The organism is Streptomyces sp. NPDC001153 (assembly GCF_053598315.1).
The window spans coordinates 17,582-35,539 of sequence record NZ_JBSFJZ010000005.1 but is presented as its reverse complement, the minus strand read 5'-3'; the positions used below and the strand labels follow the sequence as shown (position 1 = coordinate 35,539).

12 protein-coding genes and 2 pseudogenes are annotated in these 17,958 nt (G+C 70.9%); 8 read left to right on the top strand and 6 right to left on the bottom strand.

What is annotated here, in order from left to right; genetic code table 11:
* The first annotated feature begins 186 nt into the window (after positions 1 to 186).
* Positions 187 to 1,164: a hypothetical protein gene (locus ACWDEN_RS06865; RefSeq protein ID WP_450857699.1), complete on the top strand. Its 978-nt coding sequence runs from the start codon at positions 187 to 189 to the stop codon at positions 1,162 to 1,164.
* Positions 1,165 to 1,414: 250 nt separating this feature from the next.
* Here ACWDEN_RS06865 and ACWDEN_RS06860 read toward each other — a convergent pair whose 3' ends face one another.
* From ACWDEN_RS06860 to ACWDEN_RS06845, 4 genes are all read right to left on the bottom strand, one after another.
* Positions 1,415 to 3,037: an LCP family protein gene (locus ACWDEN_RS06860; RefSeq protein ID WP_450857697.1), complete on the bottom strand. Its 1,623-nt coding sequence runs from the start codon at positions 3,035 to 3,037 to the stop codon at positions 1,415 to 1,417.
* A gap of 222 nt (positions 3,038 to 3,259) precedes the next feature.
* Entirely contained in the window at positions 3,260 to 4,012 is a 753-nt protein-coding gene (locus tag ACWDEN_RS06855; protein ID WP_450857695.1) for a hypothetical protein, read from the bottom strand.
* Between the two features lie 46 nt (positions 4,013 to 4,058).
* Positions 4,059 to 4,568 (bottom strand): SigE family RNA polymerase sigma factor, encoded by a 510-nt coding sequence (locus tag ACWDEN_RS06850; protein WP_450857693.1) that lies wholly within the window; start codon positions 4,566 to 4,568, stop codon positions 4,059 to 4,061.
* 199 nt (positions 4,569 to 4,767) lie between these two features.
* Positions 4,768 to 6,180, bottom strand: a complete 1,413-nt coding sequence (locus tag ACWDEN_RS06845) for a hypothetical protein (RefSeq protein ID WP_450857691.1) — start codon at positions 6,178 to 6,180, stop codon at positions 4,768 to 4,770.
* A gap of 608 nt (positions 6,181 to 6,788) precedes the next feature.
* On the opposite strand from ACWDEN_RS06845, the gene kdpB reads away from it, so the two are divergent.
* Positions 6,789 to 8,942: a potassium-transporting ATPase subunit KdpB gene (kdpB, locus tag ACWDEN_RS06840; RefSeq protein ID WP_450857689.1), complete on the top strand. Its 2,154-nt coding sequence runs from the start codon at positions 6,789 to 6,791 to the stop codon at positions 8,940 to 8,942.
* Between the two features lie 244 nt (positions 8,943 to 9,186).
* A pseudogene (locus ACWDEN_RS06835) lies at positions 9,187 to 9,897 on the top strand (SDR family NAD(P)-dependent oxidoreductase).
* 276 nt (positions 9,898 to 10,173) lie between these two features.
* On the opposite strand, the pseudogene ACWDEN_RS06830 reads toward ACWDEN_RS06835, so the two are convergent.
* Positions 10,174 to 10,369 (bottom strand): annotated as a pseudogene (locus ACWDEN_RS06830) (hypothetical protein); the annotation flags it as partial.
* 427 nt (positions 10,370 to 10,796) lie between these two features.
* On the opposite strand from ACWDEN_RS06830, the gene ACWDEN_RS06825 reads away from it, so the two are divergent.
* The 5 genes from ACWDEN_RS06825 to ACWDEN_RS06805 all read left to right on the top strand — a co-directional run bounded on the left by ACWDEN_RS06825 (position 10,797) and on the right by ACWDEN_RS06805 (position 16,826).
* Positions 10,797 to 12,758, top strand: a complete 1,962-nt coding sequence (locus ACWDEN_RS06825; RefSeq protein WP_450858000.1) for an ABC transporter ATP-binding protein — start codon at positions 10,797 to 10,799, stop codon at positions 12,756 to 12,758.
* A gap of 216 nt (positions 12,759 to 12,974) precedes the next feature.
* A complete protein-coding gene (locus ACWDEN_RS06820; protein WP_450857687.1) occupies positions 12,975 to 13,556 on the top strand; it encodes a class I SAM-dependent methyltransferase in 582 nt (193 codons plus the stop codon).
* Between the two features lie 23 nt (positions 13,557 to 13,579).
* Complete coding sequence (locus ACWDEN_RS06815) at positions 13,580 to 14,746, top strand: bifunctional class I SAM-dependent methyltransferase/NUDIX hydrolase (RefSeq protein ID WP_450857685.1); 1,167 nt, start codon at positions 13,580 to 13,582, stop codon at positions 14,744 to 14,746.
* A 91-nt stretch (positions 14,747 to 14,837) separates the two neighbouring features.
* Positions 14,838 to 15,656, top strand: a complete 819-nt coding sequence (locus ACWDEN_RS06810) for a GNAT family N-acetyltransferase (protein WP_450857683.1) — start codon at positions 14,838 to 14,840, stop codon at positions 15,654 to 15,656.
* Positions 15,657 to 15,908: 252 nt separating this feature from the next.
* Positions 15,909 to 16,826, top strand: coding sequence for an alpha/beta fold hydrolase (locus ACWDEN_RS06805; protein WP_450857681.1), 918 nt, complete (start codon positions 15,909 to 15,911; stop codon positions 16,824 to 16,826).
* 10 nt (positions 16,827 to 16,836) lie between these two features.
* On the opposite strand, the gene ACWDEN_RS06800 is transcribed toward ACWDEN_RS06805, so the two are convergent.
* Positions 16,837 to 17,850 (bottom strand): 2-hydroxyacid dehydrogenase, encoded by a 1,014-nt coding sequence (locus ACWDEN_RS06800; protein ID WP_450857679.1) that lies wholly within the window; start codon positions 17,848 to 17,850, stop codon positions 16,837 to 16,839.
* Between the last annotated feature and the right edge of the window lie 108 nt (positions 17,851 to 17,958).

The window sequence follows — 17,958 nt, the reverse complement described above, 5'->3', positions numbered from 1 at the left end:
GCCGCTGAAGGCACGAGGCCGTATGCGCTGAACTGGCATTTTTGCAGTCACGGAGAGCATGCGGCAACGTCAGCTTGTGAACATCGTTGATGGAGATCCCGGCCCGAGTCACATCGAGACCGGCCCGAGTTCGTCACCTGAAAAGCGTTCGTCGCCCGTCGTCCAGCGGCGCTAGCCTCGCCGGTCATGGGAGCACGAGCGCAGTACGTGGTGGTCGAGAACGGCGCCTGGCAGCGGTACTACTCGCACTGGGCCGCCAACCGGGTGGTCGACGATCTGCTGCCCGGTCCGGTCGCGGCGACACGCTGCTTCCGCGCCAACCGGGAGATCGACGAATGGCTCGACGACGTGTGGTGCGAGGGCGCCGCACTCGTCGACCACGACCGCCGGATCCTGCTCTGGTTCGCCTTCGAGGGCAGCTGGGCCGACCACGTGGCCGCCCGCGCCGCACTGGCCCGGACATGGCCCGGCTGGGACGTCCGCTTCGCGCACGACGGCATGGGTGACTTGACCCACCACCTGGGACTCGGCAGGGACCTGACCCGTGCGCCGGGCTGGTTCGAGACCTTCGAGCCCTCCGGGTTCGCGGCCACCGAGTACACCGAGCCCTGCTCTGTCGTCTCCCTGCGCCTGCCCGACGGGAGTGTTCGCGCGTGGGGCAGCGACTGGGAGCCCATCGAACACCTCGCCTCCGGCCCCCGCCTGATCGACCTGCTCGTTGCGTCGCCGGCCACCCCCGCACTCACCGACATGCCGTACGGCGGCGTCCACTTCGACCCTCAGGCACGCACCGTCTCGCTCTGGGCGGTGCAGACCGTGGCCGGCATCCACAACTGGCCGTTGCCGGGCTGGGAGAACTGGGTCCTGGACTTCCACGGCGACGACCACACCCAGCAGGCCGCGCTGCTCCCCGCGGACTTTCCCTTCCCGCAGCCCCCGCTCACGGACGCACTGCGGCGACTCAGCGACAGCATCGGCACCACGCCGCCCGACCACGGCGCGCTCCTCGCCCCCGCCACGGCTGCGCCTGGTCCGCAGGGCACCACCGCCGTGGTGAACCCCGCTGCGCTGGTGCCGCACGAACCGGCCGATCCCACCCCGGCTGAAGTAGCCGAGCTGCGAACGGCGCTCGATGCGCTGCTCGCGGCGGCGGAGGCGGACTGACCGCTGTCCCAAGGACTACCCGCGCCTGCAAGGTGCTCGGCCGGGCGCTGCCACGCGAAGATCCGCCGGACCGGCCGCAGAGCGGACCGAGGTCGCCGAGTTCCTTGTGGAGGTCGGCGCGCCCAGCTCGGCAATCCATGGCTCCCGTACCTGAGCGAGGAGCAGATCGAGTCGGCGGCCTACGCCTTCTATCTGCGCTCGGTGGGCGCCGCCTTCCACCCGGCCAACACAGAGCCGGTCTGCCGCTCGATCAGTTGGCCTTGTCCGAGTCCGGGATGCCGTTCCTGGTGGCTTTCGTGTAGGCCTGCTCGACGGTGAGGCCCTGGTAGGCCGCGGCGGAGGCGGGGAGGCCGCCCAGGGGCCACGGGCTGGCCGGGGCACATTTGACCGTGTCGCCGGCGCTCTCGGTGTCGGCGCCGGTCGTCGCCGCGCCGATGTTCGCCGGGGGCTTGGGGGCCGACGGGACGCCTTTGGGTTTCAGGTCGGGGCCGACCACGACATGGATCGAGGTGATGCCGGAGGCCATGGTGAGGGAGGAGGACGGCAGGCCGAGGACGGCGGCCACCTGCTGGGCCTCACGCTTGTGGATCGGGTCGGAGGTGGGGTACTCCACCTTGCTCGCGGTCACGGTCGGCGTCGGGCCCCCGCTCACGACGGAGTTGGAGTAGCCCTTGCCGACCAGCTCGCTCTGCACTGCGGCCGCGCGGCCGGTGATCCCGGTGCCGTTGAGCACGTGGACCTCGACTGTCGACGGGTCCACCGACTGGTCGGTGGAGGCGGTGGCGCCCGGCGTCGGCTTCGACGACGAGGTGGTCGGTGTCAGCGACTGGTCGTTGGCGATCGCGTCGAAGAGCTGCTGCGCGTTCGGCCCCGGCACGAGCCATGCCTTCGGGTTGTAGGGATCCTGGGCGGTCTGCATGGTCGTGAAGGTGATGTGGTCGGCCGGTATGGATCCCAGCGTGTTGGCCAGGGTGACCAGCTTCGTGACGCCGGCGAGCCCGTCGTCCACCGCGAACGCCTTGGAAGCGGCCTCCGCCAGGCTGAAGACGTTCGTGGGGTCGGCCAGCGTGCTGGCGCTCTTCATCTTGTGGATGAGGGCGCTGAGGAAGATGTGCTGGGTCTGGGTGCGGTCCGTGTCGCTCGCGGTGCCGAAGGCGTGCCGGGTGCGCAGGAACTCCAGGGCGCCCTGGCCCACCAGGGTGTGGGTGCCCTTGGAGAGCTTGAGGTGGGAGCCCGGATCGTACACGTTGCCGGTGGTACAGACCTGGACGCCGCCCACAGCGTCGGACATGCTCACCACACCACCGAAGTCCACCACCATGAAGTGGTCGATGTGGACCCCGGTCAGGGCGTTGACTGCGGACACCGTGCAGCCAGGACCGTAGTTCAGACTGTTGGTGATCTGGTCGTGCCGGGGGAAGTGGTACGTCTTCCCGTTCTGCGTGCAGTCCGGGATCTGCACGTCGGTGTCGCGCGGGATGCTCATCACCGTGGCGTTCTTGTGGTCCGCCGAGACGTGCAGCAGCATCTCGACGTCAGCGTGCGGCAGCGACGGGTCCGAGCCGCCCAGGTTGCTGTCCAGCGCGCTGTTACGGGTGTCGGAACCGATCAGCATGATGTTGATCGCGCCGGGGATGACGGCGCCTTTCTGCGGCTTGGAGCCGGTGTCCAGGGCGCTGTGCTTGATGTTGCTGTTGAGCTGGTAGATCCACGCGCAGCCTGCCGCGGCGACGAGTATCACGAAGGCGCCGGCGCCCATGGCTATGCGTTTGGCCCGCTGCCTGGGCTTTTGCTTGCGCCTGCGGCCCGGGGTCGCGCCGTTGTCTCGTGCGGGTCGGCCCGCCGGGTTCAAGGTGTCCTGGGACGTTGTCATGAAGGGCGTACTCCTTGTGGCTGGGAAGTCCGGCTTCCTGGGCGTCGTGGCGCACCTGCGGACGTTCGTGCATGGGTTTGATCACGCTGCGCGGGGAGCCGCCGGCGGCGCCGCGCGGGCATCACCGCACGGCTCGATCCGTGTCGCGTGCCCCCGCCCGTCGGATGGCCGGGCCGGTGGCCGGCTTACTGGGCTGGGCGTCCGGCCTTGCATGGGTCCGCGTCACGGTCCCGGCGCCCACTTGGGGCTCGTCGCGATGGCGATCAGCTGAGCGGCGCTCAGGATCGGCGCGGACCTCACAGGGGCGCGGTCCGGGTACGAGGCGGACGACAGGGTCATCAAGACGTCCATCCCGTCGGATCGCAGCGCGTCGACCACTTGGTACGGGGCCATGCCCGGCTGATGCTGGATCTGCTGGGTGTGGACGAGCGTCCCGTCGGGCAGCGGGGATGTGACGGTCAGCATGTAGCCGTGCTGCTGGCGCAGTTGGTCTTTGACCAGTTGGTGAGCCGAGATCGCCAGCCAGCAGGCCCCCCGTCCGTCATCGAGTTCCACGTACCGCACAAAGCTCTCAGCGCCCGCGGCAGGAGGCCTCCCCGGGGCCACTGTGATGCCGGCGGGCACCAACGCCCTGAGCCGCAGGAGCACCGCCTCGGACGACCAGGCCCAGGGGGTGATGCTGGGCACCGCCGGAGGTGAGGCACGTGGCGTGGGTGTTCGGGGCGGTGGCGTCGCTGGGGCCACCGCGACCGTGTGGGGTTCACCGGCAGCGCCGGTCGGGTGCTCCGGTTCCGGCAGCAGCAGGCCGGTTATGCCTCCGGAGAGCAGGACGGCCACGCAGGCGAGCAGGGCCGCCCGCTGCCTGCGTCGGCGCCGGCCCCGGCGTACGCCTTCGGAGAGGATCACGAGCACATCGGGCTTGCACGAACTCAGCTCCGCTCGGCGCGTGTTGGTGAAGTCTTCCTCGATCGGCATGGCGCACGGCTCCAGAAGAGGGAGGAGGGGACGGGTCGGACAGCGTTCAGTGGTGCGCGAGTTCCGTCAGATCGCAGCCGAGCAGCTCGCGCAGTCTGCCCAGAGCCCGCATGCTGCGGTTGCGTACCGCCCCGGGGCGTATCTGCAGGATGTCCGCGGTTTCTTCGACGCTGCGGTCCTCCCAGTACCGCAGCAGCAGGACCGCCCGGTCCCAGGGCGACAGATGCCCCATCGCGTTCAAGAGCGTCACCCTCAACGGCGCGTCGGCCTCGGCGGGCGCGGGCGGCTCCGGCACAACGGACGTCGGCAGCTCGGCGCTGCTACGGCGACGACGGTGGGTGAGGAACGTGTGCACCAACACCGTCTGGGCGTACGCAGCAGGATTCTCGACCTGCCCCATCCGGGGCCACCTGGCGCAGAGGCGCCCCAGGGCCTCCTGGACCAGGTCCTCTGCCAGGTGCTCGTCGCCGCTGCACAGCACACACGCCGAGCGGAACAGCGATCCCGAACGCGCTGCCGCGAACGCGAGGAAGCTCTCTTCGTCGCGGCGCCTCATCCAAGATCCTTTCGATCGGCTCACTGTAACGACGCCGCGAGCGTCCCTCCGCGTCCCATCTTCGTCGAAAGAATCTTCAGATACTCGCAAGGGCACCCCTCGGGATGAGTCGCGCACGGTGCGCAGAGCAAGGTGCCGCCGACCGACTCCGCGCTCGCCTCACCTCACCGCCCACCCCGCAGACCGGCGCAAAGCGCACCTAACGGAACTCGGCCAGCCTGGGCCGCAGCCCGAGCAAGGACAGCAGGGCAGCCGCCGCAAGCGAGGCGCCCGCCCAAGGCAGCAAGCCGCTCACCATTGCGCGGCCGTCCCGGACGGAGGACGTGAAGTGGGCACGGTTGATGTCCGTCACCTGGTCCAGGGCGGCCATCCATGCTCCGAAGTGCGCGTTGGAGGTGTCCGGTTCCCAGCCCATGCAGAATTCGGCCGCCTCGCGCTCCTTGCCGGAGACCATCAGTGCACGGATCCTGCGGTCGTCGCGCTGGTAGACGGCGTAGGCCTCCACCGTCTTCTCGGCCGCGGCCCGCTCTCCGGGGAAGGTGATGTTGTCCAGCTCGCGGCGGAACTCGCCGGTGAAGCGCAGGTCTCGGTGGTCGGCCTCGTACGCCTGCCAGGTGGTGCTCAGTTCCGAGTCGTACGTGGAGAGGGTGGCGCCTTTGAGGCCGTACAGCGCTTGGGACTTGGCGAGGAACGAGTCCGCGTACTGCTCGCGGCGCTGCGGGTCGAGCAGGTAGCGGCTCTCGTCGGCGTTGGCGTCGTAGGCGATGGCGCGGGCGCGGGAGAGGGCGACGACGGAGTCGAAGGCGTCGTGCCGGGCCACCCGCAGGTGTTCGGCGGAGGCCGACAGCATCCCGGACCCGAGGATCACCGCGAGCAAGGTGCAGACCGTGGCGGCCAGCACCCCCGGGTTGAGGACCCGCCGGAACACGCGGGCCAGATACCACTGCAGGGCGCCCAGCACGGCCAGCAAGAGCACACCCAGGACCAGGACGGTGACGAGTTGCGCGGAGAGGGTGGATCGGGCCGAGGCGTACTCGGCGTCGAAGGCCGCGTTGTTCGACGACACCAAGGTGTTGGCGGCGGGCACGAGTCGGGTGCGCAGCAGGTCCGTCGCGCGGCGGTGGTCGGTCAGAGCGGCCGGTCTGCCGCCAGAGTGGCCGTCGTTCTCCAGGGCCCGGCCTATCAGCTCCTGGTACTCGGCGAAGTCGTCGGTCAGCGACTCCACGGTCTTCTCGTCGGACCCACTGCCCTGCGCGGCGACGGCGAGCGCACGCAGATCGTGTCCGATCTCGCGCCGGGAGGCACTGTAGAAGCCGACCGCCTTCTGGTACGGGGTCTGCAGGCGTCCCTTCCCCGCGTCGCCGTTCGACAACAGGATGTTGGCGGCCTGGGCGTCCATGTCGTTCAGCGCCAGCTTGAGATCGGCGGCGCTGGTGGTGCGGGGAGCGTCTCGGTCGGCCACGCTGCTCCAGGTGCCGAGGGCGGCGAGCCCGGCCACGAGCAGGAGCCCGGCGAGGGCGGCGGTCAGAAGGACCGTGGCCGCGCGCAGAAGACGCAGCCGTGCGGGCACGGTGGCCCAGTAGCGGCGGCGCAGAGCGGCCCGCGCGGCCACGGCCTGCCGCGACAGGCGCCGTCCCGGACCCGGTCCGGCCGTCCGCGAACCCCCTCGCTGCCGCGGTCCGGGGCTGCCCCCGCGCGGGGCGACCGCCGCACTCCGTGGCGCTGCGCCTTCCTCGGTCCGAGGATCCTGCGCCGACCCGGCCGTGAGCGTCACGGTCCCTCCAACGTCACACCACGGACGGTCGCCCGTCCCCCGTTGATGATCAGTCTGCGACGGGATTCGGCCACCGGCGGCGCACGTTGACGGGTCCCTGACGGTTCCTCAGCCTCGTTTGACGGCACTTTGACGTCCGGGGCGCAGACGCCGTATGGGTCGCGCAAATTCCCCGCCCGGCACGACAACTGTCGCCGCACACAGGGCTAAATTCGCTGTCAGCCGCCGGTGGGGGCCGCGGGCGTCAGCGGCCCCCACGGCTGAGGAGTCGTCACTCCGAAGCGGCGCGACGGCGGTGTGGTGCGTGTCAGAAGAGGCAGGCACCCGCGCACGATGTTGTCGTCGTCCCGTGCCGACGTCCGTGCGCCACCGTGTGGTGCCGGGGCTCCGGCACCACACGGACCGCGGCCGAAGTCCCCGTCTCCCCCCAAGACACGAAGGTGTCCATGTTTCCCGCTGCCCCCGAACAGGCCCCGCCGACACGCCCCCGGGGCAGATCCCGGACCGGACCGGAGGGAGGGGCTCGCCGCCGGGCCCCGAGTGGACTGTTCGAACCCGCCCAGCTCATCCGCTCCTTCCCCGAGGCGCTGCGCAAGCTGCACCCGCGCATCCTGGTGAGGAACCCGGTGCTGTTCGTCGTCTCCGCCGGCGCGGTCCTCACCACGCTGTCGGCGTTACTGCACCCGGCCGTCTTCACCTGGGTCATCAGCACCTGGCTGTGGCTGACGGTCGTCTTCGCCAACCTCGCCGAAGCCGTCGCCGAGGGCCGCGGCAAGGCGCAGGCCGAGTCGCTGCGCAAGGCCCGCACCGACACGGTGGCACTCCGCCTCCTGCACTGGAACTACGTTACGAACCTCGCCACCGCCCGCACCGAGGCCGTCGCGGCCACCGAACTGAAGCCTCTGGACGTCGTGCTCGTCGAGGCGGGCGAGATGATCCCGGCCGACGGCGACGTCGTCGACGGCGTGGCCGCGGTGGACGAGTCGGCGGTCACCGGGGAGTCGGCGCCCGTCATCCGGGAGGCGGGCGGCGACCGGAGCGGTGTCACAGGCGGTACCACGGTCCTGTCCGACCGGATCGTCGTCCGTGTCGGTGCCCGGCCCGGGCACAGCTTCCTGGACCGCATGATCGCGCTGGTCGAAGGCGCCTCCCGGCAGAAGACCCCGAACGAGATAGCGCTGAACATCCTGCTGGCCTCGCTGACCGTCATCTTCCTCCTGGTGGTCGTCACGCTCCAGCCGATGGGCGAGTACGCGGGCGCCGCGCAGTCGACGACCGTGCTGGTCGCCCTCCTTGTCACGCTCATCCCGACCACGATCGGCGCCCTGCTCTCCGCGATCGGCATCGCCGGCATGGACCGGCTGGTGCAGCGCAACGTGCTCGCCATGTCCGGCCGTGCGGTCGAGGCGGCGGGCGACGTCAACACTCTGCTGCTCGACAAGACCGGCACCATCACCCTCGGCAACCGCGAGGCCGCCGCCTTCGTCCCGCTCCCCGGCATCGACGAACGTCAACTGGCCGACGCGGCCCAGCTCTCCTCACTGGCCGACGAGACGCCGGAGGGCCGCTCCGTCGTCGTCCTCGCCAAGAACGGGTACGGCCTGCGGGCACCGGCCGAGGGCGAGTTGGCGAACGCCCGTTGGGTGGCCTTCAGCGCGCAGACCCGGATGAGCGGCGTGGACCTGCGCTGGGAGAACGGGGCCGTCTGCGCCATCCGCAAGGGCGCGGCCCGGCAGGTGATCGAGTGGGTGCAGATGTACGGCGGCCAGGTGCCGCCCGAGGCGCGGCTCCACGCCGATGCCGTGGCCGCCTCCGGGGGGACGCCGCTGCTGGTCGCGGTGCACGACTGGGACGGGCCGCGCGTCCTCGGCCTGATCCACCTCAAGGACGTCGTCAAGGACGGCATCCGAGAACGCTTCGCCGAACTGCGCCGCATGGGCATCCGCACGGTGATGATCACCGGCGACAACCCCCTGACCGCCCAGGCGATCGCCGAGGAGGCGGGCGTCGACGACTACCTGGCAGAGGCCACCCCCGAGGACAAGCTCGCCCTGATCAGACGGGAGCAGGAGGGCGGCAAGCTGGTCGCGATGACCGGTGACGGCACCAACGACGCGCCCGCCCTCGCGCAGGCGGACGTCGGCGTGGCGATGAACACCGGTACGTCGGCCGCCAAGGAGGCCGGCAACATGGTCGACCTCGACTCCAACCCGACCAAGCTCATCGAGATCGTCGAGATCGGCAAGCAACTCCTCATCACCCGAGGGGCCTTGACGACCTTCTCCATCACCAACGACGTGGCGAAGTACTTCGCGATCATCCCGGCGATGTTCGCGGGTTCGTACCCGGGCCTGGAGTCGCTGAACGTGATGGGCCTGCACAGCCCGACCTCCGCGATCACCTCGGCGATCATCTTCAACGCGCTGATCATCGTCGCCCTGATCCCGCTCGCCCTGCGCGGGGTGCGTTACACCCCGTCCTCCGCGCACGACCTGCTGCGCCGCAACCTGCTCGTCTACGGCCTCGGGGGTCTCGTCCTGCCGTTCGTGGGCATCAAGCTGATCGACCTGCTGATCTCGGAGGTGCCCGGCCTCGGGTGAACCGCGTCCAGCCGCCTGGCTCGCTCGTCACGGTCCCGTATGCGTACGTCAGGGCCCCGTCAGAGAACGGCGTTCGGCGTCGTGAGCCGCGCTGACCGGAAGCGCCCGCGTCCCGCCGACGCCGCTTTCCGTGACCCGAGGGGCGCCGTGATCGGCTCCGGCGCCCCTCGTTCATCCTTTCTCACCGCACGTCCACCGCCCCTCGCGGGGCCGCATCGGCGTGCCCGCAACCCCGGATGGGATCATGTCCAACTCCACACTTTCGTCCCGTACCGTCCTGGTGACCGGCGCCACCTCCGGCATCGGCCACGAGACCGCGCGGCAGCTCGCCGAGCGCGGCGCGACCGTGCTGCTGCACGGCCGTACCGCCGAGAAGGCGCGCGCGAGCGCCGACCGCCTGATCTCCTCGGCCGGCGTCGACGGCGGTCAACTGTGCACCTGTGCGGCCGACTTCGCGCGCCTGGACGAGGTCGAGACCTTCGCGCGCAAGGTGGTCGCCGAGCACCCGCATCTCGACGTCCTCGTCAACAACGCGGGATGGCCGCCCCCGAGCGGCACACCGTCACCGCCGACGGCAACGAGATCGCCTTCCAGGTCAACTTCCTCGCCCACTACCTGCTGACGTGCCTGCTGGAGCCGGCGCTCACCAGCGACCCGGGCGGCCGGGTCGTCAACGTATCGTAGAGCGGGAGCAGGGCCGTGTCGCAGACGCCGGGGTGGACGGAGACGGCGGTGACGCGCGGGTCGGCCGCGAAAACCGTGAGGGCGAGCTGGGACTGGGCGTAGCCCACCAGGGTGTCTCCCCCGCCGAGGGCGCCGCCCACGTCGTGCGGCCGTCAACGGTGCCTACTACGACCGCGACGAGCGCGTCGACCCGGCCCCGGCCGCGACCGAGGACCGCACGATCCGCCGCCTGAACAAGCTCGCGGACCTGCTGGTCGGCCGCACCGCCTGAAGAACAGTCCCCGGAAGCGGATCCCGTTGCCCTGCGCTCGGACATGGTCGGGGGACGTGCGGGTGCCCCGGGTGCGGGCGGTGGTGTTCGCCATGGGCCTGGTGATGCGCACCGGCACCGGGCTTCACCGCCTTCCTGCCTGGAAGCGCGAATCGATGGGCAACAGGAGAGCGGAGCTCTCGCGGAGGAGCCGCCCCGGGCAATGACCCGAGCCTGTCGCGGAGCGGCACGGTGACGCAATGGATTCTGTCTCCTGGGGTCGTCTGCGGGCCCGGGCATCACGGTGGCGAACCCGGGTGCGTCACCTGCTTGCCCGGCGGTGACCGTTGTGGCCAGAGGACGGGCGTGCGTGTCGCCGAGCTCGGCACCCGGTGGAATCCACGGGGACGGTCCAGATGCTCTCCCCCGCCCCGTCGACGGCCCACCGCAGCAGCCGCTCGTGGGCGGCCTCGAAGGAGCCGAGCTCCGCGGGCGTGGCGCAACCGGACAGATGACTTCCGATCAACCGCATCAACTGCCCAGTCCGTCAAAGAGACACCTGCGCCCCGGGCCCGGCACCGGAACAGCGGCATGCTCGGCGTTTTGGCCACCGCCGCGCCATCCCCCCGCCCTTGCGCCGCAAGGGTCGATGCAGTCCGCACGCTCCGACGCGCCCTCAACCGCGGGGTTACCGACACGACCGAAACACATGTGTTCGAAATTCCGGCTGGTTCGTTGAACCGCACGAACCAGCCGCACAACCGTCAAGGGGGATGGCGTTGACTTCGGCCAATACACCAGCACAACCGACTGGGCACGACCACAAGGGCGCGGCGGCTGCCGACCCCGGCTCTCCGGGCTCCGAGCCGGCCCGTGCCGCGAGGCTGCGCCCTGTGAGGAGGTTCTTCCGACGCGTGCAGATGGCCGAGCCGGAGGTCTCCGACGCCGAGCTGGAGCTCTTCGGCGGCCCTCTGCGTTACGACTTCGGCTGGTCGGAACACGAGCGTGCCCGGCTCGACTTGACGATGACGTCGGCTCTGCGCTCCATGCCCAGGCTGGTCGGGGCGACCTTGCGGATGGCATGGCAGGCGGACCGCCGCGCTCTGCTCACGGTGGCCGTCAGCGAGATCGGGCAGGGCGTCGCCGCGGCCGTCGGGTTGCTCGCGGTCAACGCCGTCATGCACGCGCTGCTCGGCTCGGGCACCCCTGCGCAGCGGCTGCAGGCGGTGCTGCCGGGCCTGCTCGCCGCCGCCGGAGCTGCCGCGGTCAACTCGGGCCTGGCCGGATGGTCCACCTCGCGGGCGGGCCGGCTGGAGCCGTTGGTCGAGCGGATCGCCACGACCCAGTACCTGGCCGCCGCCGCGTCGGTGGAGCTGGAGGCCATCGAGGACCCGGAGTTCCGGCGGCTGATCGACGTCGCCCAGTACGGCGCCGGATCCGCCCGTCGCATGATCGGCGCCTGCGTGGCCGCGCTGAACGGGACCATCTCCCTGATCTCCACGGCCGGTGTGCTCACCATCCTCCACCCGGTCCTCCTGCCGATGCTGATCCTGATCGCGGCGCCGCGCGGCTGGGGTGCGATGCGGGTGGCGCAGGAACGGTACGTGTCGGTGATGAGCTGGATCGAGCACGTGCGGGCCAGTCGCCTCATCGGCAACCTGCTGACCGAGCGCACCGCCGCACAGGAAGTGCGCATCCACGCCGTCGGGCCGTTCCTGCTCAGCCGCTACGAGCGTATGGCCGAGAGCGCCGAGGCCGAGCAGGAACGGCTGGCCGCCGGCAAAGCCGTCACCGAGTGGGTGGCCGCCGCGCTGTCCGGCCTCGCCATGGCGGCGACGTACGCGGCCATGTTCTTGCTGATCATGAGCGGGCACATGAGTCTGGCCGTGGCCGGGACCGCCGTCATCGCCGTCCGGTCCGGCTCGGCGAGCCTGGGCGCGCTGGTGATGAACGTGAACCAGCTGCACGAGGAGTCCCTCTACGTCCGCGACCACGCCCGGTTCCTGGACGAGGCGGCGCGACGCACCATTCCCAGCGGGGGAGATCCCGTCCCGGCGCAGGTGAAGCAGGTCGTTCTCGACCGGGTCGGCTACCGCTACCCGGACCGGGAGACTCCGGCCCTGAACGGGGTCTCACTCACGCTGCCCATGGGTTCGGTCACCGCCGTGGTCGGCGAGAACGGCTCCGGCAAGAGCACTCTGATGAAGGTGTTGTCGGGCCTGCTGCTGCCGCAGAGCGGGACCGTGTGGTGGGGTGAGGCCGACGTCGCCTCCCTCGACCGCTCCGAAGTCTTCGACCGCGTCGCACTGCTCACCCAGGACTTTCAACGCTGGCCTGTCACGGCGGCGTTGAACATCCGGATCGGCCGGCCGGCCCGGCAGGCCGGTCCCGAGGACCTGCAGCCGTCCGTGGACTATGCGGGTGCGGGACCGGTCATCGCGAAACTTCCCGACGGCCTTCGAAGCCTGCTCGCCAGGATGTTCCGCGGTGCCAGTGAACTGTCCGGCGGCGAGTGGCAGAAGATCGGGCTCGCCCGGACCCACTGGCGCAGCTCCAGCTCGGATGCCGACGGCGTGCTCATCGTGGACGAGCCCACCTCCGCCCTCGACCCGGAGGCCGAGATCGCCGCTTTCGACCGCATCCGCCGGCTGGCGGCCCCGAACCGGGCCGTCGTCCTGGTCACCCACCGCATGTCCGGCGTCCGTCACGCCGACCGCATCTACGTCCTGCACCACGGACGGCTCGTCGAGCACGGCAGCCACGACGAACTCATGGCCGCCCAAGGGCGCTACGCCTCGATGTTCGAGGCGCAGGCCGCCCAGTACGCCCCCGCCGGCACCATCCCCCGCCCCGGCTCCCCCACCGTCCCGGATCCCGCATGACCCGCTCGAACGGCCCGGGCGTGACGACGTCACGACCCGCACGGCCTGGGCCGGGGGGACCCAGCCGCTCGCTCGCCCGGGCAGCCAGACGCTGCCACGGCCGTTCCAGCCGCCCGGCACCGCAGCGCCCCCTTTGGTGCTGTCCCCGCTTCTCAGCCTCCGCCGGCCCATCAGGACAGGGCCCCGGCCGTCCCGCCCGCTCACAGAAGGAGCCGAATGACGACCACCCCAGCCACCGCCGACCACTGGGAGCCGCTCTGGTCCGGCGGACGCCGGTACCGGGAGGTCACCGGCACCGAGGCCGCGCTGCTGGCCGACCATGTCGGACCGGGCCGCGGACGCCCGGCACTCGACATCGGCACCGGCGAGGGCGCCCTCGCCCGCCACCTCGACCAGCTCGGATACCGCACCACCGGCATCGACTTCGCACCCAGCGCCATCGCCGCAGCCCGGAACACCCCATGCCCCCAGCACGGCGATGGGCCGGCCTGGCGTGTCATGGACTTCGCCACGGACGACCTGGGCTCCCTGCCCGATGCCGCGTATGCGGTCGTCACCTGCCGCCTGGTCTACCGGTGGATGGGCGACAAGCCGGCCTTCCTCGGCCGCGTCCGGCAGATCCTCGCCCCCGGCGGGACCTTCTGGGTCGTCACCGAACTCGCCGGCCGCCGCGAGGCCGGTGATCCCCGCCGGCACCTCGGGATCAGCGCCGCCGAGGCCGAGATCCTCACCGCGGGCTGGTCCGTCGTACGCACCGCCGATCTCGACGTGCTGCGGTGCTACGCACTCCGCCCCTGAACCTGGGAGCCAACGCGTTGGACATGGAACAGCAGACCCGCCTCGCGTGGGAGGCGTACGGAGAACACCACCTGCGGCGAGGTACGCCCCTCACGGAAGTGGACCGGATCACCTGGGGTCCCGCGGCGAACGGACCGGGGGACGACCTTCTCGGAGACCTCAGTGGCCTGCGCGTCCTGGACCTCGGCTGCGGCCCCGCCCGGCACGCCGCCCACCTGGCCCGCAGCCACGGCGCACAGGTCGACGGCATCGATGCTTCCCCCGGCCAGATCGAGCGGGCCCGCGCCCGCTATGCCGATGTGCCGGGCCTGCGGCTGGTCCTCGCCGACGCTGTCGAGCACCTGGGCACGGCAGCGCCGTACGACGTGATCTACTCCCTCAGCACCCTCCACTTCCTCGACCCGCACCGGCTCCTGCCCGCCGTGGCGGCCGCCCTCAAACCCGGGGGCCGGCTGTACTTCACCGTGCTGCACACCAACTCCGCCGGCGACGGCCCGACCTCGACCGTCACCCCGCGCCCGGAGATCCTCCGCCTGACCGGCGGCGACGATCTCACCGTGCACATGTGGGTGCTCACACCCGAGTTGTGGGAAGACCTGCTCGCGCAGTACGGGCTCCGCGTGCAGGGCATCACCGTCCTCGACGCGCCGGAGGAGCACAACCACGCCTCCTACCGGCTGTTCCAGGTCCACCGGCCGGCCCGGATCACCGCCCGTCCCCGCACCGCGAAACCGCCTGTCCCCCACGCGGCCGTGGGCGTGGGCGCCGTGTTGCTGGGGCCTCGGGGACTCCTCCTGGGCCGGCACCGGCTGGGCACGCGGGAGCTGCCCGGCGGGACCGTGGAGCCGGGCGAGTCACTGCAGGAGGCAGTCGTACGCGAACTCGCCGAGGAAACCGGCCTGTACGCCGATCCCGCCGACGTCCGCGTCCTCGGCATGCTCCTCGACCAGGTCGGCGACGTCGTCCGCATCACTTTCGGCGCCCTCGTCACCCGCTGGCGCGGAGAGCCTGCCGACCAGCCCGGCGAGAGCGTCGGCGACTGGCGCTGGTGGCCACCGGACGCCCTGCCCCCGGACCTGTTCGAGTGCAGTGCCCAGATCCTCACCGCCTGGCGCCCCGACCTGCCGATCGACCATGCACCCGCCCGCTTCACCCCGGTCACCGACCTGAACACGACCACCCCGGCGTGATCCCAGCCCTGACCGGGAGGGACCGCACGGACAACCGGACGGTGGCCCCGCTGCCGCCTCACCCAGCGCCGATACGACAAGGAGCGATGCCGTGACCACCCCCCGCCGTGCCACGCCCGCCGACGCCGAAGGCATCACCCGCCTGCGATCCGATCTGATCCTCTCCCGACCGCTCGACTCGGCCTGGCTGGCCCTGTGCCGAGACCAGCTGGCCGAACGCCTCCAGCCTGGTGGCGATGCCCGGGCCTACGTCGTCGAGGCACCCGAGGGTGGACTCGCCGGCTGCGCCCTGGCCCTGGTCAGCCCCGTGCTGCCCGCGCCCCGGTACCCGCAGGGACTGGCCGCACGCATCCAGGCCGTGGCCACCCGACCCGGCCACCGACGCCGTGGCTACGCCAAGGCCGCCCTCACGGCACTCCTCGGCGACCTGGAGCAGGAGGGCATCACCCTCTTCGAACTGCACGCCAGTGAGGCGTCCAGGCCCCTGTACGAGGCACTCGGATTCGTCAGCGATCCGGCACTCATGCGCAGAACCGCTGTGCCTCCGCAGTCCCGCGAGCATCACGCGCGCGCCACAGCCACCGACGCCTGGGACACGATCCGGCGTCTGGCCGACACGTTCAGCCACCTCGACACCGGGAACGGCCTCCGACCAGAGGAGCAATGGACCCTGCAAGTGCTCAAACTCGCCGAGGAGGTGGGCGAGGCCGCACAGGCCGTCATCGGTGCCCGGGGCGCCAATCCCCGAAAGGGGCACAGCCACACATGGACAGACGTCCAGGACGAGGTCGCCGACGTCGTCATCACCGGCATGGTCACCCTGGCACGACTGCGCCCCGACGCACGTGAACACTTCACTGCCGTCCTGGCCCGCAAAGCCGTGAAGTTCCTTCACCCGCAAGAAGGATGAACGCAGGAGCCGGGGCACCCGAGGCCGTCGTGAACACGCTCGTCCAGGTGGGTGACCGGACCGCGCCGGGAGTCGAACAGGCGGAGGTCTCCTGCCGGCACCCTCGCCCATCGCTGACGCACACCCTCGGCGACCCGGTGTCACCTTGCTGCCGCACCGGATTCACCCGGTTGGACGGTGCTGTCGTGCCTGCCCCCCGCCCATGGGTGAACGCTGAGATGCCCCAGGAGTCCCAGCGAAAGCGAGAACGGCATGACGGTAAGGGTCCTGAGCTCACTGCGCCGCACACTGCCCCTCCGCTTCGCGACGGCGGGATGCGCCGCTGCCCTGTGCGCGACGACCACCACCCCTGCCTTGGCGGGTGACGCCGGTGCGAGCGGCGGGAAGCCGACCATCGTCCTGGTGCACGGCGCGTTCGCAGACTCCTCCAGCTGGAACGGAGTGATCGAACGACTCGAACGTCGCGGTTACACGGTCATGGCCCCGGCCAATCCGCTGCGCGGTCTGTACAGCGACTCCGCATACATCGCCTCGGTACTGCAGTCGATCAGAGGTCCCATCGTCCTGGTCGGCCACTCCTACGGCGGCGCCGTCATCAGCACGGCCGCGGCGGGCAACCCGGAGGTGAAGTCACTGGTCTACATATCCGCGCAGATGCCCGACGTCGGGGAGAGCGGCATGTCGCTGGCCGCCCGGTTCCCCAGTGCGATCGCCACCGCCACCACCTCCGTGCCCTATCGAACAGGTGAGGCCGGCGGGGCCGATCTGTACCTCAAGCGGGACAAGGTGCACCCGGTCTTCGCTGCCTGCCTGCCCATGAGCCAGGCGAACCTGCTCGGGGTCACCCAGCGCCCGGCCGCGACGACCGCGTTCTCGCAGACCGCCAAGGTCGCCGCCTGGAAAAACATCCCCTCCTGGGCTCTCGTGAGCCGCCAGGACAGGACCATCAACCCGGACCAGGAACGCTTCGAGGCCAGACGCGCCAAGTCCCACACCGTGGAGATCAACTCCTGCCATGTGTCGCTCATCGCGCGTCCCGACGCCGTCGCCGACTTGATCCTGCAGGGCGCGACCGCTGCCGGCTCGGCGCGCCCCGGCTCGCGGACACCGGCTGCGACGGGCACCCCCAGCGCGCCGCCGCGCTCGGCGGCATCGCGAGCACGTTCCTGACCCACGCGCTTCAGGCTGTGCCGGGGCCGACCAGCACATTGTCGCCGGAGCGGCCGGCGAGGTAGTCCTCGATGTCGGCCATGGTGGTCCGGGCGATCTGTCCGACGGCGTCCCTGGTGAAGTACGCCTGGTGCGAGGTGACCAGGACGTTGCTGAAGGTCATCAGCCGTGCGAGGCGTTCGTCGGTCATCACCTCCAGCGACTTGTCCAGGAAGAACACGCCGGCCTCCTCCTCGTACACGTCGAGGCCGACACCGCTCAACCGGCCCGCGCGCAGCGTCTCCAGCAGGGCGTCGGTGTCCACCAGCCCGCCGCGGCTGGAGTTGACCAGGATCGCGTCGTGCTTCATCAGTGCCAGGGCCGTGGTGTCGACGAGGTGACGGGTCTCCGGCAGCAGTGGCACGTGCAGGCTGACCAGGTCCGCCTCGGCGAACAGCCGCTCACGCGGGACGTACTCCATCCCGAGGGCGAGGCAGTCGGGATTCTCCGCGATGTCCCAGCCCAGCATCCGCATCCCGAATCCGTGGGCGATCCGGGTGAACGCCGCTCCGATCCTGCCGGTGCCCACCACCCCGGCCGTACGGCCGCGCAGGTCGCGGCCCATCAGCCCGTCGAGCCGGAAGTCGAACTCCCGGGTGCGGTGCGCGGCCCGGACGATCCGGCGGTTGACCGCCAGCGCCAGTGTCCAGGCGAACTCGGCGACCGAGTACGGCGAGTAGGACGAGACCCGGCCGACCGTGAGCCCCAGTTCCTTGGCTGCGGTCAGGTCGATGTTGTTGTAACCGGTGGACCGCTGGGCGATCATCCGCGTGCCGCCCTTGGCCAGGGCGCGCAGGACCTCGGCGTCGAGGGTGTCGTTGACGCTGCTGAGGACGACCTCGTTGCCCGCGGCCGTCGGGACGGTGTCGCGGTCCAGGAACAGCCCGAGACAGCGCAGTTCGTGCCGGCCGGCGAACGCCTTGTCGAACGCCTCCCCCAGCAAGGGCTCCTCGTCCGCGAGAACGCCGTACGCGATGATCTCCACCTGCACTCCTCCCGCCGGAACAAAGCGATCGCCTGTCCACCGTAGGCCGAGGCCGCCGGGGTGGAGAGGGCCGATGGGCTCGGGCAGCCGGGTCCATCGGCCCGGACG

Coding starts and splice junctions, on each gene's coding strand:
- ACWDEN_RS06865 (WP_450857699.1), top strand. CDS start 187: ATGGGAGCACGAGCGCAGTACGTGGTGGTCGAGAACGGCGCCTGGCAG.
- ACWDEN_RS06860 (WP_450857697.1), bottom strand. CDS start 3,037: ATGACAACGTCCCAGGACACCTTGAACCCGGCGGGCCGACCCGCACGA.
- ACWDEN_RS06855 (WP_450857695.1), bottom strand. CDS start 4,012: ATGCCGATCGAGGAAGACTTCACCAACACGCGCCGAGCGGAGCTGAGT.
- ACWDEN_RS06850 (WP_450857693.1), bottom strand. CDS start 4,568: ATGAGGCGCCGCGACGAAGAGAGCTTCCTCGCGTTCGCGGCAGCGCGT.
- kdpB (WP_450857689.1), top strand. CDS start 6,789: ATGTTTCCCGCTGCCCCCGAACAGGCCCCGCCGACACGCCCCCGGGGC.
- ACWDEN_RS06825 (WP_450858000.1), top strand. CDS start 10,797: ATGGCCGAGCCGGAGGTCTCCGACGCCGAGCTGGAGCTCTTCGGCGGC.
- ACWDEN_RS06820 (WP_450857687.1), top strand. CDS start 12,975: ATGACGACCACCCCAGCCACCGCCGACCACTGGGAGCCGCTCTGGTCC.
- ACWDEN_RS06815 (WP_450857685.1), top strand. CDS start 13,580: ATGGAACAGCAGACCCGCCTCGCGTGGGAGGCGTACGGAGAACACCAC.
- ACWDEN_RS06805 (WP_450857681.1), top strand. CDS start 15,909: ATGACGGTAAGGGTCCTGAGCTCACTGCGCCGCACACTGCCCCTCCGC.